General features: G+C 72.1%; 12 protein-coding genes and 1 pseudogene. 6 read left to right on the plus strand and 7 right to left on the minus strand.

From position 1 onward, the window contains the following. The first annotated feature begins 2 nt into the window (after positions 1–2). The 4 genes and pseudogenes from QMQ26_RS31570 (at position 3) to QMQ26_RS31585 (ending at position 5468) form a co-directional block, all read left to right on the plus strand. Entirely contained in the window at positions 3–971 is a 969-nt protein-coding gene (locus QMQ26_RS31570; RefSeq protein WP_282203608.1) for a carbohydrate ABC transporter permease, read from the plus strand. Continuing rightward, positions 968–1834, plus strand: coding sequence for a carbohydrate ABC transporter permease (locus tag QMQ26_RS31575; protein ID WP_282203609.1), 867 nt, complete (start codon positions 968–970; stop codon positions 1832–1834). Before QMQ26_RS31570 ends, QMQ26_RS31575 begins: the two co-directional genes overlap by 4 nt. A gap of 224 nt (positions 1835–2058) precedes the next feature. Then, the gene (locus QMQ26_RS31580) at positions 2059–3942 is read left to right on the plus strand and encodes a DUF5107 domain-containing protein (RefSeq protein WP_282203610.1); all 1884 of its coding nucleotides are present in this window, start codon (positions 2059–2061) and stop codon (positions 3940–3942) included. 258 nt (positions 3943–4200) lie between these two features. Further along, a pseudogene (locus QMQ26_RS31585) lies at positions 4201–5468 on the plus strand (ThuA domain-containing protein). 75 nt (positions 5469–5543) lie between these two features. On the opposite strand, the gene QMQ26_RS31590 reads toward QMQ26_RS31585, so the two are convergent. From QMQ26_RS31590 to QMQ26_RS31600, 3 genes are all read right to left on the minus strand, one after another. Then, positions 5544–5873, minus strand: a complete 330-nt coding sequence (locus QMQ26_RS31590; RefSeq protein ID WP_100839265.1) for an ArsR/SmtB family transcription factor — start codon at positions 5871–5873, stop codon at positions 5544–5546. Positions 5874–5916: 43 nt separating this feature from the next. Then, on the minus strand, positions 5917–6291 hold the full coding sequence (locus QMQ26_RS31595) for a hypothetical protein (protein ID WP_100839264.1): 375 nt from the start codon (positions 6289–6291) through the stop codon (positions 5917–5919). A gap of 617 nt (positions 6292–6908) precedes the next feature. Next, positions 6909–7640, minus strand: a complete 732-nt coding sequence (locus QMQ26_RS31600; RefSeq protein ID WP_282203611.1) for a DUF7873 family protein — start codon at positions 7638–7640, stop codon at positions 6909–6911. 299 nt (positions 7641–7939) lie between these two features. On the opposite strand from QMQ26_RS31600, the gene QMQ26_RS31605 reads away from it, so the two are divergent. Beyond that, positions 7940–10798, plus strand: coding sequence for a DEAD/DEAH box helicase (locus QMQ26_RS31605; protein WP_282206655.1), 2859 nt, complete (start codon positions 7940–7942; stop codon positions 10796–10798). Positions 10799–10863: 65 nt separating this feature from the next. On the opposite strand, the gene QMQ26_RS31610 is transcribed toward QMQ26_RS31605, so the two are convergent. The 4 genes from QMQ26_RS31610 to QMQ26_RS31625 form a co-directional block, all read right to left on the minus strand. Then, positions 10864–11712, minus strand: a complete 849-nt coding sequence (locus QMQ26_RS31610) for a hypothetical protein (protein WP_282203612.1) — start codon at positions 11710–11712, stop codon at positions 10864–10866. Beyond that, positions 11709–12320, minus strand: coding sequence for an RNA polymerase sigma factor (locus tag QMQ26_RS31615; protein ID WP_282203613.1), 612 nt, complete (start codon positions 12318–12320; stop codon positions 11709–11711). Before QMQ26_RS31615 ends, QMQ26_RS31610 begins: the two co-directional genes overlap by 4 nt. After that, positions 12307–12531 (minus strand): hypothetical protein, encoded by a 225-nt coding sequence (locus QMQ26_RS31620; RefSeq protein WP_282203614.1) that lies wholly within the window; start codon positions 12529–12531, stop codon positions 12307–12309. Before QMQ26_RS31620 ends, QMQ26_RS31615 begins: the two co-directional genes overlap by 14 nt. 113 nt (positions 12532–12644) lie before the next feature. Continuing rightward, on the minus strand, positions 12645–13694 hold the full coding sequence (locus tag QMQ26_RS31625) for a LacI family DNA-binding transcriptional regulator (protein ID WP_282203615.1): 1050 nt from the start codon (positions 13692–13694) through the stop codon (positions 12645–12647). Positions 13695–13855: 161 nt separating this feature from the next. On the opposite strand from QMQ26_RS31625, the gene QMQ26_RS31630 reads away from it, so the two are divergent. After that, on the plus strand, positions 13856–15772 hold the full coding sequence (locus tag QMQ26_RS31630) for a discoidin domain-containing protein (RefSeq protein WP_282203616.1): 1917 nt from the start codon (positions 13856–13858) through the stop codon (positions 15770–15772). Positions 15773–15795 lie beyond the last annotated feature (23 nt).

A 15795-nucleotide genomic window follows, 5' to 3' on the forward strand; every position in this document is an offset into this window, starting at 1 on the left:
CCATGCACCCGTCCCCCACCGCCCCGGCCCCGGCGCCCCCGCGCGAGCGCCCCGGGCCCACCCCGCCGGACGCCCCGCGGCCCCGCGCCGTCGACTGGCGCCGCTGGACGCCGCTGGGCTTCCTGCTCCCGTTCGGCACCCTGTTCGTCCTCACCTTCATCGCGCCGATCTGCTACGCCGTCCACCAGAGCCTGTTCAAGCTGCACCGCTCCGGCCTCGGGCTCACGCCCCCGACCACCGCCTTCGCCGGCCTGGCCAACTACACCGAGGCGCTGGCGGACCGCGCGTTCACCTCCTCCGTCCTCCGGGTGCTGCTGATCGGCCTCGTCCAGGTGCCGCTGATGCTGGGCCTGGCGCTGCTGCTGGCCCTGCTGCTCGACGCCCGCCGCACCCCCGGCAAGCGCTTCTTCCGGCTCGCCCTCTTCCTGCCGTACGCGATCCCCGGCGTGATCGGCGGCCTGATGTGGTCCTTCCTCTACCAGCCGGACGTCAGCCCGGTCACCCGGGCGCTCTCCGACCTCGGCCTGCACGTCGACTTCACCTCCGCGGGCATGCTGCCCTGGTCGGTGGGCAACATGCTGACCTGGGGCTGGACCGGCTACAACACGATCGTCATCCACTCCGCGCTCAAGGCGCTCCCCGGCGAGTACGCCGAGGCCGCCGAACTCGACGGCTGCACCGGCTGGCGGCTCGCCTGGCACATCAAGATCCCGATGGTGCGGCCCGCCCTGGTGATGACCACGGTGTTCTCGATCATCGGCACCGCACAGCTCTACAACGAGCCGGTCATCATGCGGGCCGTCGCCCCCGCGCTGTCCGGCGACTGGACCCCGATCATGGCCGCGCAGAACGAGGTCGCGGCCAACAACTACCAGGCCGCCGCCGCCCGTTCGGTGCTCCTCGCGCTGGTGATCTTCGTCCTCTCGTTCGGGTTCATGCGGTTCGTCAACAAGCGCGGAGCGGCCCTGTGAAGGACACGTCGAGGGGCCCGGCCCGGGCCGCCCACCCCGCCGGGCGCTTCGGGACGCTCGCCGTCCTGGTGCTCGCGGCGCTCTACTCCCTGCTACCCGTGTGGTGGCTGGTGGTCTCCGCCACCAAGGGCAGCGGCGACCTCTTCTCCAGCAACGGCTTCTGGTTCGCCGGGCGGATCGAACTGGTGCGCAACGTCTCCGAGCTGCTGGGCGTCCAGCACGGCATCTACGGCCGCTGGCTGCTCAACAGCCTGCTCTACGCCGTCGGCGGCGCGGCCGTCGCCACCCTGCTGTCCGCGATGGCGGGCTACGTGCTGGCGAAGTACGCCTTCCGCGGCCGGGAGGCTGTCTTCAACACCGTCCTGGGCGCCGTCCTGCTGCCCGCCCCGCTGTTCGCCCTGCCGCTGTACCTGATGTTCTCCGCGACCCACCTGGTGAACACCTTCTGGGCGGTGTTCATCCCCAGCGTGGTCAGCCCGTTCGGGGTGTACCTGTCCCGGATCTACGCCGCCGCCGCGGTGCCCGACGAACTGCTGGAGGCCGGCCGGATCGACGGCGCGGGCGAGTTCAGGATCTTCCGGTCCATCGCCCTGAAGGTCCTGCGGCCCTCGCTGGTCACCGTCGGCCTGTTCCAGTTCGTGACGATCTGGACGAACTACCTGCTGCCCTCGCTGATGCTCGCCGACGACCGCCTCCAGCCGGTCACCGTCGGCCTGGTCGCGTGGAAGGAGCAGCGCGGCCAGACCGTCCCCTACAACCTGATCATCACCGGCGCGCTGCTCTCGGTCGTCCCGATCGTGGTGATGTTCCTGTTGCTCCAGCGGCACTGGAAGGCCGGACTCACCTCCGGCAGCGTCAAGTAGCCAGCCAGCGAGCCCGCTTCGGCCGCCGGCCCCCTCACCGGGGCCGGCCGGCGGCCCGGCCCCCGACTCCGCAGGCCCAGAAGACTCCGCAGGCCCAGAAGACCCCGCAGACTCCGCAGACTCCGAAGAGGCAGACCCGCAGATGAGTGAGCTCCGGCTTGCCACCCTGACGCTGCCGACCGCGCCGGTCGGCCCCGTCAACCCCTCCCCCGCTGTTCACCGGCGTGGACGCGCACCAGGTCGAGGACGCCGACGAGGCCGACGAGGAGATGCGCCGCAACATCGGCTACGGCCGGGTGCCCTCCGTCCTGCCCTACCTGGTGCAGGACGGCTACACCCGGGAGCGGGCGCCCGCCGACCACCCCGTGGCGGTGCTGGAGAACGACACCCTGCGCGCGGTCTTCCTGCTCGCCGCGGGCGGCCGGCTCCAGTCCCTGGTCCACAAGCCGACCGGCCGCGAACTGCTGTTCCGCAACCCGGTGTTCCAGCCCGCCAACCTCGCCCTGCGCGGCGCCTGGCCGGCCGGCGGCGTCGAGTGGAACATCGGCACCATCGGCCACACCCCGACCACCTGCGAGCCGCTGCACGCCGCCCGCCTCACCCGCCCGGACGGCACCCCGGTGCTGCGGATGTGGGAGTACGAGCGCATCCGCGGCGTGGTCTTCCAGATCGACGCCTGCCTCCCGGACGACTCCCCGGTGCTGCTGGTGCACGTCCGGATCACCAACCCGCGCGAGCACACCGTCCCGATGTACTGGTGGTCCAACATCGCCGTCCCCGAGGCCCCCGACGTCCGGGTGCTGGCCCCGGCCGACGCCGCCTGGCAGTTCTCCTACGACCGCCGGGTCCGCCGGGTCGCCCTCCCGGCCCCCGACGGCACCGACCTCAGCCGTACCACCCTCGCCCGGGACGCCGCCGACTACTTCTTCGACCTCCCGGCCGGCCGGCGGCGCTGGATCACCGCCCTGGACGGCAGCGGCCGGGGCCTGGTCCAGGCCTCCACCGAACGGCTCCGCGGCCGCAAGCTCTTCCTCTGGGGCCAGGGCGAGGGCGGCCGGCACTGGCAGGAGTGGCTCGCCGAACCGGGCCTGGCCTACCTGGAGATCCAGGCCGGCCTCGCCCGCACCCAGCTCGAACACCTCCCGATGCCGGCCGGCGCCCGCTGGGCCTGGACCGAGGCCTACGGACTGCTGGAGGCCGACCCCGCCGCCGTCCACGGCGAGGACTGGACGGCGGCCCACGACGCGGCCGAGCACGCCCTGGACGCCCTCCTCCCGCAGCACCTCCTGGACGCCGAACTCGAAGCCGCCGCCGACTGGGTCGACCGCGCACCCGAGGAGGTTCTGCAGAGCGGCTCCGGCTGGGGCGCGCTGGAGCAGCACCGCCGCGCCCGGGCCGGCCAGGGCCCGCTGCCCACCCCCGGCACTCCCTTCCCCGACCGCACCCTCGGCCCCGAGCAGCAGCCCTGGCTCGAACTCCTCACCCACGGCACGCTCACCCCCGGCGACCCGGACCGCCCGCCGGTCTCCTACCAGATCGACCCGGCCTGGACGCCGCTGCTGGCCGCCGCCGACAACTGGCTCGCCCACCTCCACCTCGGCACCCTGCACGCCCGCGCCGGCGACCACGCCGCCGCCCGCGCGGCCTGGCGGCGCTCGCTCGAACACCGCCCCACCGCCTGGGCCTGGCGCAGCCTCGCCGCCCTCGCCGCGCACACCGACCGGCTCGACGACGCCGTCCACGCCTACCGCCGGGCGCTCGACCTCGCCCCCGCCCTGCTGCCGCTCGTCCTGGAGAGCGCCGCCGTCCTGCTCCGCGCCGGACACCCCGGAGAGGTGCTGGACCGCCTGGACGCGCTGGCCCCGGCCGACCGCGCCGCCGGCCGGGTCCGCTGGACGGAGGCCCGGGCCGCGCTGGACAGCGGCGCCCCGGAGCGCTGCGGACGGCTGCTGCGCGAGGGCATCGAACTCGCCGACCTTCGCGAGGGTGAGGGCTCCCTGCACGAGCTCTGGTTCGCCCACCGGCGCGCCACCGCCCCGGCCGTCGGCGGTGCGGAGCTTCCGCGGGCCTACGACTTCCGGATGCTGACCGCGGAGGGCGCCGGCTGACGCGACCGGCTGATGCGGTCGGCCGACGCGATCGGCTGATTCAACCGGCAGGTGCTCCCGGCGTCAAGACTTCACGCCAGAACTGACACAACCTCACAATCCGGGCCCGGAATCGGCGTTGTGCGTTCAAGAGGCGAAGGCGAGAACCCTTGACGTGTCTGGTTCAGACCTTTAGGTTCCCGGCTCAGAGAAGCGGGGCGCGGCGCGCCCCTCGGCGCTCCCACCGCCGGGCCCCGCCCCCCACGCCGAGGAGCACCCGTGTTCGTTCGCGAACCGTCCTTGAAACGACTCGTACCCGCCGTCCTCGCCCTGCTCGCCCTGCTGTTCGGCCTGGCCGCCCCGGGCACCCGCGCCGCCGCGGCCGTCCCCGACTTCAAGGTGATCGCCTTCTACAGCGGCACCTGGGACGCGGCCCACATCGACTTCGACAAGGAAGCCAACGACTGGTTCCCGAAGACGGCCGCGGCCAACAACTTCAGCTACACCGCCACCACCGACTGGAACCTGCTCGCCAACGGCGGCGTCGACGCCTACGACGTGGTCCTGTTCCTCGACGACGCCCCGCAGAGCGCCGCCCAGCGGGCCGGGTTCGAGCGCTACATGCGGGGCGGCGGCGCCTGGCTGGGCTTCCACGTCTCCGCGTTCACCACCGACGCCGCGAGCTGGAACTGGTACTACAACCAGTTCCTCGGCAGCGGCAACTTCCGCTCCAACACCTGGGGCCCCACCACCGCCGTGCTGCGCACCGAGAACGGCACCCACCCCGCCGCGGCCTCGCTCCCGGCGACCTGGACCTCCTCGGTCAGCGAGTGGTACAGCTGGTCGAACAACCTGCGGGCCAACCCCGCGATCAAGGTGCTCGCCTCGGTGGACCCGTCGAGCTTCCCGCTCGGCACCGACCCCAACCAGTCCTGGTACAGCGGTGACTACCCCGTGCTGTGGACCAACACCCAGTACCGGATGCTCTACGCCAACTTCGGCCACAACGCGATGAACTACAGCACCAACACCCGGACGTCCTCGACCTTCGCCTCCGCCACCCAGAACCGGATGCTGGTCGACGCCCTCAAGTGGCTGGGCGGGGCGCCCGCCCCACCGACCCCTGGTACACCCTGACCTCCCAGGCCAACGGCCGGTGCGCGGACGCCCGCGCCGCCGCGACCGCCAACGGCACCGCCGTCCAGCAGTACGCCTGCAACGGCACCACCGCCCAGCAGTTCCGGCTCACCCCCACCGACGGCGGCTACGTCCGCCTCGCCGCCCGCAACAACCCCGACCAGGTCGTCGACGTCACCGACCGGTCGACCGCCGACGGTGCCCCGCTCCAGCTCTGGGCCTACGCCGGCGGCACCAACCAGCAGTGGCGCGCCGTCGCCGAACCCGCCGGCACCCAGCACTTCGTGGCCCGCCACAGCGGCAAGTGCCTCGCGGTCGCCACCACCGCGGCGACCGACTCCGTCCAACTCGTCCAGCGCACCTGCGACAACGGCGCCGCCCAGAGCTTCCGCCTCACCGCGCAGCCCTAGCCGCCCCGGCCGCCCCGGAGGCCCGCCGTACCGGGGCGCTGCCCGTGCGGCGGGCCGCTCCCGGCCGGACAGGGCCTAGCGCGCGGCGCGCAGTTCCTCCAGCAGCATGCCCTGGTCGGCGAGCAGTTCGGTCAGGATGCGCCGGGCCGTCCGGAGCAGCTCGGCGACGTCCGCGCCGGCCAGGGCGTAGACCACCGTCGAGCCCTCGCGGGTCGCGGTGACCAGGCCGGAGCGGCGCAGGATGGCGAGCTGTTGGGAGAGGCTGGACGGTTCTATGTCCAGCTCGGGCAGCAGGTCGCGCACCGGCGTCGGGCCGGCCTGGAGCAGTTCGAGGACCCGGATTCGCACCGGGTGGCCGAGCATCCGGAAGAACTCGGCCTTGGCCTGGTACAGCGGTACGGGCATGCTTCCTCCCCTCTCCGACGGCACGCAGGCCGCCGTCCCGCGCTCAGACCTCCAGCGTCGACTCGATCCGCTTCAACTGGTGCCGGGCCATGGCGAGGTTGGACCGGCTGCGGTTCAGCGCGAGGTACAGGAACAGGCCGCGTCCGCTGGACGTGGTGAGCGGCCGGATCAGGTGGTACTGGTTGGTCAGGGTGACCAGGATGTCCTCGATGCCGTCGTCGTGGAGGTTGAGCATTTCCATCGCCCGCATCTTGGCACGGACGAGGTCCGTATTGGCGGCCGCGGCGACGTTCAGGTCGATGTCCCCGCCGTCCCCCAGGGTGCCGAGCGCCATGCCGCTGCCGTAGTCCACCAGGGCCACCCCGATGGCACCTTCAATGGTCATGGCTTCCTTGAGCGAGGTTTCGAGATTCGCCATCGCCTGTCCTCCTGTCGTGGCCGGGTCGGTCGGCACGACTGTAGGAACGGGATCGCACCGCGGCCGACTGTTGACCGGAATCTTTCGTTTCTGGCCCAGCCGTGATCGATGAGCGTCGATTCACTGACCACATGAAGACATTTGCAACTCCGGATGTGAGCAGTTCACGTGTACGTGATTCCGGCACCCCTCCCCGGGGAACCGGCGCGACGCGGTGCGACCGGCCCGGAACGTGACGGGGCCCGGGAGCGGTATCCGGCTCCCGGGCCCCTGTGTGCCACCCAATTGTTGCGCACCGGCACGTTTAAGGACGGTGATCATGCTCAAAGCGTTTGCTTTACCGTTGAAGCTACCGCGCCATGGAGAGGCGCAGGAGGGAGTCGAACCCCCATCCGACGCTATTGGCCCCGTCCGGTCGATCCGGCGCTCGGCGGCGAATGCTGAGACTTGAGCGAGAGTCTGAGTTTCAAGGGGTGCCTCTACCATTTGGGCCACCCCGGCACGTGGTGCCGGGGGAGGGACTCGAACCCCCACCGTTCCCCGGATTCAGCTTCAACCTCAGTGTCAGCTTGCGCTCTTCGCGCCACCCCCGGTCTCACCCGGGGGCGATCATGGGGCTACCCGAACAGGTAGCCGAAGACGGCGTCGCCGACCCGCCGGTCGGTGACCTCCGCCCCGTTCGCCTCCTCGCGGGCGAACTGCACCGCCTGCTGGAGCTTCTCCACCCGCTCCAGCAGCTCGTTCACCCGCCGGGCCGGCAGCGCGCCGGAGAACTTCACCGTCGTCCAGTACCCGACCGGCACGTCCTCGTAGTAGACCTCGACCTGCGCCGGGTGCTTCTCCGTCGCCTCCGCCTTCACGTGGTTGCGCGGCACCTTCCTGGTGCGGATCGTCCGCACCGCCTCGGTCTTCCACGCGTCCGTCGAGGGGGCGAGCGACCACGCCTCCGCGGCGTCCAGCACCGGGAGCTTGCGGACGAACGTCCGCAGGTCGGTGAGCTGCTTCTCCAGGAAGAGCAGGTACGTCACGGGCGCGCCCGCCACCAGCGTCCGCCCGTCCACCACCACGTCGGCCCGGGCCTCGGTGTTCGCCCAGTCCTTGGTGGCCGTCACGTCGAACAGCCGGGTCAGCGTCGCCGCCGTCGCCCGCAGCACGTCCTCCGCCTTCACCTGCACCCGGGTCGACTCGGGGGGCAGCTGCTCGCCCTCCTCGTCCTTGGGCTGGTACGTCCGGGAGAGGCCGGCCAGCAGCGCGGGCTTCTGCAAGTCCTGGTGGGACTGCGTCAGCTCCTGGAACGACTTCGACTTGACGCCTTTTTCCACGGCGATGATCTGGTTCAACTTGGCCACACGAGGACGGTAGCGGCACACCCGTTCGACAGTCACCCGGTTTTCCGCGCCCCGCCCGACCGGCGGCGACAGCTGCCCTGACATGGGCACGCAGCCGGAGAAGTGCCGGAAAAGTCTGATGTTGATGTCACTCCGGACGGGTAATCTCAGGCTGAGATGCTCGATCACCACACCCCAAGCACCCGCTGCGCCCCGTCGCCCGCCCGGGCCACGGCCCCGCAGCCGCAGGCGTCGCCGTCTGCGTTCTCGTCCAGCCACACCCACGGGAAGAAAAGGTGACGCCAGTGCCCGGCAGCCCCATGCCCGAAGAGCGGCTCGACCCCGCGGCCGAGGAGCGGCTCAGCCCCGCCGAGCGGTACGCCGCCTCCCGCGAGCGCGCCAAGGAGCAGGCCACCGCCCTCCACGGCTTCCAGCAGCTGTACGACTTCCCGCTCGACGACTTCCAGCTCCGCGCCTGCCGGACGCTGGAGGGCGGCCAGGGCGTCCTGGTCGCCGCGCCGACCGGTTCCGGCAAGACCATCGTCGGCGAGTTCGCCGTCCACCTGGCGCTGGCCGGCGGCCGCAAGTGCTTCTACACCACGCCGATCAAGGCGCTGTCCAACCAGAAGTACGGAGACCTGGTCAAGCGCTACGGCCAGGCCAAGGTCGGCCTGCTCACCGGCGACAACTCCGTCAACGGGGACGCGCCGGTCGTCGTGATGACCACCGAGGTCCTGCGGAACATGCTGTACGCGGGCTCCAGCGCCCTCGACGGCCTCGGCTACGTGGTGATGGACGAGGTGCACTACCTCGCCGACCGGTTCCGCGGCGCGGTCTGGGAGGAGGTCATCATCCACCTCCCCGAGTCGGTGACCCTGGTGTCGCTCTCCGCGACCGTCTCCAACGCCGAGGAGTTCGGCGACTGGCTGGACACCGTGCGCGGCGGCACCGAGGTGATCGTCTCCGAGCACCGCCCCGTCCCGCTCTGGCAGCACGTGATGGCCGGCAACCGGATGTACGACCTGTTCGCCAGCCCCGACCGGGACGGCCGCCCCAAGGGCAGCCTGAAGAACCCCGCCAAGGCGGTCAACCCCGAGCTGGTGCGGCTGGCCCGCTCCGAGGCCGACCGCGGCCGGGACAGGTTCGCCCGCGGCCGCGGCCGCTCGATGCCCGCCGGCCGCCCCGGCCGGGTCTGGACGCCGAGCCGGGTCGACGTGATCGACCGGCTGGACGCCGAGGGCCTGCTGCCCGCGATCACCTTCATCTTCAGCCGGGCCGGCTGCGAGGCCGCCGTCCAGCAGTGCCTCAACTCCGGGCTGCGCCTGAACCGGGACGCCGACCGCGCCAAGGTCCGCCAGTTCGTCCAGGAGCGCTGCCGCGACATCCCCGACGAGGACCTGCACGTCCTCGGCTACTACGAGTGGCTGGACGGCCTGGAGCGCGGCATCGCCGCCCACCACGCCGGCATGCTGCCCCGGTTCAAGGAGGTCGTCGAGGAGCTGTTCGTCCAGGGCCTGGTCAAGGCGGTCTTCGCCACCGAGACGCTCGCCCTCGGTATCAACATGCCCGCCCGCTCGGTGGTCATGGAGAAGCTGGTCAAGTGGAACGGCGAGACCCACGCCGACATCACCCCCGGCGAGTACACCCAGCTCACCGGCCGGGCCGGCCGCCGCGGCATCGACATCGAGGGCCACGCCGTCGTGCTGTGGCAGCGCGGCCTCGACCCGGAGGCGCTGGCCGGCCTGGCCGGCACCCGCACCTACCCGCTCAAGTCCTCCTTCCGCCCCTCGTACAACATGGCCGTCAACCTGGTCGGCCAGTTCGGGCGGCACCGCTCCCGGGAACTGCTGGAGACCTCCTTCGCCCAGTTCCAGGCCGACCGCTCGGTGGTCGGCATCGCCCGGCAGGTGCAGCGCAACGAGGAGGGGCTGGACGGCTACCGCGAGTCGATGACCTGCCACCTCGGCGACTTCGACGAGTACATGCGGCTGCGCCGCGAACTCAAGGACCGCGAGAACGAACTCGCCCGCGAGGGCTCCTCGCAGCGCCGGGCCGCCGCCGTCGAGGCCGTCGAGCAGCTCAAGCCCGGCGACATCATCCACGTCCCGACCGGCAAGTTCGCCGGCCTCGCCCTCGTCCTCGACCCCGGCCTGCCCCCGGTCAGCCGCAACGGGCACGGCCGCGGCGGCCCCCGCCACCCCGACTTCCAGGACGGGCCGCGCCCGGTCGTGCTCACCGCCGAGCGCCAGGTCAAGCGCCTCGCGATGATCGACTTCCCGCACCCCGTCGCCGCGATGGACCGGATGCGCATCCCCAAGTCCTTCAACCCGCGCAGCCCGCAGTCCCGCCGCGACCTCGCCTCCGCCCTGCGCACCAAGGCCGGCCACCTCGAACCCGAGCGCTTCCGCAAGGGCCGCGCCGCCGCCGCCGACGACCCCGAGATCAGCCGGCTCCGCGCCGCCCTGCGCCAGCACCCCTGCCACGGCTGCGACGAACGCGAGGACCACGCCCGCTGGGCCGAGCGCTACCACCGCCTGCACCGCGACACCGAACTCCTCGAACGCCGGATGCGCTCGCGCACCCACACCATCGCCCGCACCTTCGACCGGGTCTGCGGCCTGCTCACCGACCTCGGCTACCTCCGCAGCGACACCGTCACCGACGACGGCAAGCGCCTGGCCCGGCTCTACGGCGAACTCGACCTGCTCGCCGCCGAGTGCATCCGCGAGGGCGTCTGGGACGGCCTGGCCGCCGCCGAACTCGCCGCCTGCGCCTCCGCCCTGGTCTACGAGGCCCGCCAGTCCGACGACGCGGTCGCCCCCCGCGTCCCCGAGGGCGGCGCCAAGGAGGCCCTCGGCCGGATGGTCCGCATCTGGGGCCGGCTCGACGCCCTGGAGGAACAGCACAAGATCTCCACCGCCGAAGGCGTCGGCCAGCGCGAACCCGACGTCGGCTTCGCCTGGACCGCCTACCGCTGGGCCCTCGGCCACGACCTCGACGCCGTCCTGCGCGACGCCGACATGCCCGCCGGCGACTTCGTCCGCTGGACCAAGCAACTCATCGACGTCCTCGGCCAGATCCAGGACGCGGCGGGCGAGAACGCGGACCTCCGCAAGACCGCCCGCAAGGCGGTCGACGGCATGCGGCGCGGCATCATCGCGTACTCCTCGGTCGGCTGACCGGCCCCCGGCGAGAGGCCCGACCGCTTCGCACTCGTGGAGCGACCGGGCCTCTGCGTTGCCCGTCACCGCCCCAGGCCGACATCCTCCCGCGCGGTACCGCCCCCCACCAGGTAGACACCGGGCCGCAGTTCTTCCGAGCAGGCCCGGACGTGTTCCTCAAGCCTGGACGGCCAGCGGGTCGCGTCGGACCAGAGCACGTTGGCCAGCACATTCAGTACCCGAACGTCCAGGTGCGTCAGGTCGGCACCGGAGGCGTCCACCTGCCGGCTCGCCAGGCGGCACAGGCCGGCCCAGGTCCACGCCGGATGGGAGTCGACGACGCTGATCGCCTCTGCGATGCCGGGGTGCTCGTCGAGGGCACGCCACAGTTGCCGAAACAGCGGTGCGTCGGACACCTGGGGCTCGACGAACACGAGCCGTTCGGCGAGGTCGGCCGATCGGACCTTGACCTCCTCGACGAGACGGCGCTCCCAGCGGTGCGCCTCGCCGTGGTCCGTGCGGTCCGGGAAAGGAAGTCCACCGTCATCGTGGGACCTCCGGACCTCGAACCTTTCGGTGTATTCCAGAGCCGGCCGCCCGGAAACCCTGATGATGGCTTCCATGAGTCCGCGTGCGGTCCGGGCGGCACCGCGGAGGTGGGGGTCGTGACTGTAGGAGCCGACTTCGGCGAGTTCTTCGGCAAGATCGTGGATGAGGCCGAGGTTCCGGGCCACGGCCCGGACTGTGATCAAGGCTGAACCCTCGGGTGCGAGCGGTAGGGCGGGGCCGCTGCTGCTCTGCTCGGCAGCCATCAGAGCATCCAGCATCGGGCCGGTGCCGGTGGTCGCCGTCACGTGCTGGAACAGGTCGGCGGCGACGGAGCGCAGCAGCGCGTCGAGCCGGTCGTCGGGGAGACCCTCGTGGGGGTTCATCGCGCATCCTCCTTCGCCGAGCCGGGGTGGGGGATCAGGTGGCGCAGACCGGTCCGGCCCTGTTTACGCAGGTCGCGAACCTTCTGCGTGGTGGTGTCGAGCAGGTCGGCGATCTCCGAGTCGGTGGCGCCGTCGAGTGTGAGGGCCATGACGGCTCGGGGAAGGACGGGGAGGGCTGACAGGGCAGCCAGCACGGTGACGATCTGGTCGGTGAGTTCGGCGTGCCCCGGTCCGGCGGCGGGAGTCTCGGGTAGTTCGACGCCGAGCGCAATCAGCGGTTGGACTCGCTTCCGGTCGGGCGGCCGCAGGTGGACGCTCCAAGTGACCCGGCGCAGCCAGGCAAGCGGGCTGACGATCGACTCCCATCGCCCGGCGAGCACCTCGCGCCAAGCCTGCAGGACCGCCTCTTGCGCGGCGTCCTCGGCATCCTGTCGGCCGACTCCGTGCAGCATCAGCAGCCGGATCATGCGTGGATGGGCGTGGTCGATGAAGTCCAGGAATTCGCCGCGCAGTCGGGCTGCCCTGGCAGCCTCGGCCGCCACGGGGCGGCCGTTCCCGAAGACCGAGCCGCCGTCCGTGCGCCGTGAGCCGGTGTCATCGGTGTCCATGCGCGGAGCCCTTCCGCTCGCCGACCTCGATCAGCATGCCGCGCTCGCCGAGGTCGACGATCCGGCTGCCCGCCGGAAGCGCTCGCAGGTGCTGACGGCGCGACAACTCCCTTTCGCGCCGCACCTGCACGCGTGCCTTGAACCAGGCCGCCGTGACGCTGATCACCAGCGTGCCCGCCGTGGTCGCCAGCAACGTGATGCCGGGGTCCATGGCTCCTCCTGACAGTCCGTCGGGCCGGCTCGCTGCCCGCCCTACCCCTCTGTGGCCGCCCAGGACCATGATCGGGAACCCGGGGGCGGGATTTCTCCGCCCGCGGGGCTTTCTCAGTTGTCCGGGACCGGGCCGGTGGAGTCGCGGATGATGAGTTCGGTGGCGAGTTCGACGTGCAGGGCCTCCAGGGCGGTGCCTTCGATGAGGCGGAGGAGGAGGCTGACGGCGAGGCCGCCGAGTTCTTCGAGGGGTTGGCGGACGGTGGTGAGGGTGGGGATGGAGGTGCGGCTGAGGTAGTCGTCGTCGAAGCCGGCGATGGAGAGGTCGTCGGGGATGCGCAGGCCGCGTTCGTGGGCGGCGCGGAGGGCGCCGATGGCGGCCTTGTCGTTGAAGGCGACCAGGGCGGTGGGGGGCCGGGGGAGGTCGAGGAGGCGGGCGGCGGCGGTGTGGCCCCAGTCGCTGGTGGGTTCGATGCTGGTGACGAGTTCCGGGGGGATCAGGACGCCGGCCTCGGCGAGGGCGGCGGTGTGGCCGGCGAAGCGGGAGGTGGAGGCGAGCCAGTCGACGGGGCCGTTGATGAAGCCAATCCGCCGGTGGCCGAGCGCGACCAGGTGGGCGGTGAGGTTGCGGGCGCCGGTGAAGTGGGACGCGGAGACGGCGGCGATGTCCCGGGGGACGGGCGTGCGCGGGTCGATGACCACGAACGGGACGTCCTGGCGGCGCAGTCGCTCCAGTTCGGCGCTCTCCTCGACCGGGAGGATCAGCAGCGCCCCGGCGAGGTCGCGGCGGCGCGGCAGCCCGGCGAGCGCCCCGTTGCGCTGGGCGGAGCCGCCCGCGCTGAGGATCAGTTCCCGCCCGTGCCGGTCGAGCGCCTCGGCGACGGCGGTGACGATGGTGCCGAAGTAGTCGGTGAGCAGGTACGGGCAGCGGACGAAGACCGCGCCCGGCGGGGTGGCGGCCCGTCGGGCGGCGGCTGCCGCGCTCGCGGTCGCACTCGCGGACTCGGGCGTGCCGAGCTGGTGCATCGCGTCCCGGACGGCGGCCCTGGTGGGCTCGGAGACGGCGGCCTGACCGGTGAGGACGCGGGAGACCGTCGCGGGGGAGACCCCGGCGGCGGCCGCGATGTCCCGCACCGTGACCCGGGTGGATTTCGGTCTACCCATGTGTTTCATCGTTTCGTTTCATGGAAGCGATCTTACATCTCCCAACTCTCAAGGTGTGCAGGAATCTTGACACGCGGAAACCCGGTGCCGTTTCCTGAACGCACCACCCGGATTGCAGAAATGTTTCATTTCGTTTCATGAAGGAAGCGGAAGGACCACCGATGTACCGACGCGTGCTCGGCACTGCCACGGCCGCCGCCCTGGCGCTCGGCCTGCTGGGGGCCGCCCCCGCGCCCTCGCACCGGCCCGGCGGGGTCGAGGTCTGGGTCACCACCCCGGACGGCGCCGAACTGCTGCACCAGCGGCCGTCGGTGGCGTTCCACCCGGGCGCCTCCACCCGCACCACCATCACCGTCGACCCCGGGCGGACCTTCCAGCGGATGGACGGCTTCGGCGCCTCGATCACCGACTCCTCCGCCGCCGTCCTGAGCTCCCTGCCCCCGGCCGACCGGGACGCCGCACTGCGTCAACTCTTCGACCCCGCGCGGGGGATCGGCATCAGCATGGTCCGCCAGCCGATCGGCTCCTCCGACTTCACGGCCGCCGCCGCGCACTACACCTACGACGACGTCCCGGCCGGGCAGAGCGACTTCGCGCTGAGCCGCTTCTCGATCGCCCACGACGAGCAGCGGATTCTCCCGCTGCTGCGCCAGGCCCGGCGGCTCAACCCGGAGTTGAAGGTGGTCGCCACGCCGTGGAGCCCGCCCGCCTGGATGAAGACCGGCGATTCGCTGGTCGGGGGCCGGCTCAAGGACGACCCGGCGGTCTACGACGCGTACGCCCGCTACCTGGTGAAGTTCGTCCAGGCGTACGCCGCGGCCGGCGTCCCGGTGGACTACCTGACGGTGCAGAACGAGCCGCAGAACCGCAAGCCCCGCGCCTACCCGGGCACCGACCTGACCGCCGAGCAGGAGGAGAAGGTGATCGAGGCGCTCGGCCCGCTGCTGAAGCGGGCCAGCCCGCGCACCGAGATCCTCGGCTACGACCACAACTGGACCACCCACCCGGACGACGTCGCCAGCACCCCGCCCGGCGAGGACCCGGAGACCGACTACCCGTACCGGCTGCTGGACAGCGACGCCGCCAGGTGGCTGGCCGGGACGGCCTACCACTGCTACGCGGGCGACCCGTCCGCGCAGAGCGCGCTGCACGACGCGCACCCCGACAAGGGCATCTGGTTCACCGAGTGCTCCGGCTCGCACGGCCCGGACGACACCGCCGCCCAGACCTTCCGGTCCACCCTCACCTGGCACGCCCGCAACCTGACCATCGGCGCGACCCGCAACTGGGCCCGCTCCGTGCTCAATTGGAACATCGCGCTGGACGAGCACGACGGCCCGCACAACGGCGGCTGCGCCACCTGCACCGCCCTGCTGACCGTGCACGACGACCGCACCGTCAGCACCGGCGCCGAGTACTACACCGTCGGCCACCTGTCGAAGTTCGTCCGCCCCGGCGCCGTCCGGATCGCCAGCACCAGCTTCGGCACCCCGGGTTGGAACGGCCAGCTGGCCGACGTCGCGTTCACCGACCCGGACGGGTCGACCGTGCTGGTGGTGCACAACGAGAACGACGCGCCGCGCGACTTCGCCGTCGCGGTCGGCGGCCGGAGCTTCGCGTACACGCTGCCCGGCGGTGCGCTCGCCACCTTCCGCTGGCCCGGGTCCGGTGCGCCGCAGCCCGACCGGCGCGAAGTCCCGCTCACCGGGGCCACCGCCACCGCCCGGCCTGCCGACGCCGACGCGCACCTGGCGATCGACGCCGACGCCGCCACCCGGTGGTCCAGCGGCGCGGCCCAGACCCCCGGCCAGTACCTGCGGATCGACCTCGGACGGCGCACCGCCTTCGACCGGATCGCCCTCGACAGCGGCGACAACCTCGGCGACTACGCCCGCAGTTGGCGGATCGAGGCGAGTGACGACGGCGCCCGCTGGCACCCCCTCGCCACCGGCGCCGGCACCGGCCAGCTGACCACCGTCGACCTGCCGCCCGGCACCCGCGCCCGCTACCTGCGGATCACCAACACCGGTACCGCGCCCGCCTGGTGGAGCCTCGCGGACGTCCGCCTCTACCGCTGAACCGCCCCGCCCCCCGCACCTGC

Origin of the sequence: Kitasatospora fiedleri (assembly GCF_948472415.1) — a bacterium.
In the GTDB taxonomy this organism is placed as follows: Bacteria; Actinomycetota; Actinomycetes; order Streptomycetales; family Streptomycetaceae; genus Kitasatospora; species Kitasatospora fiedleri.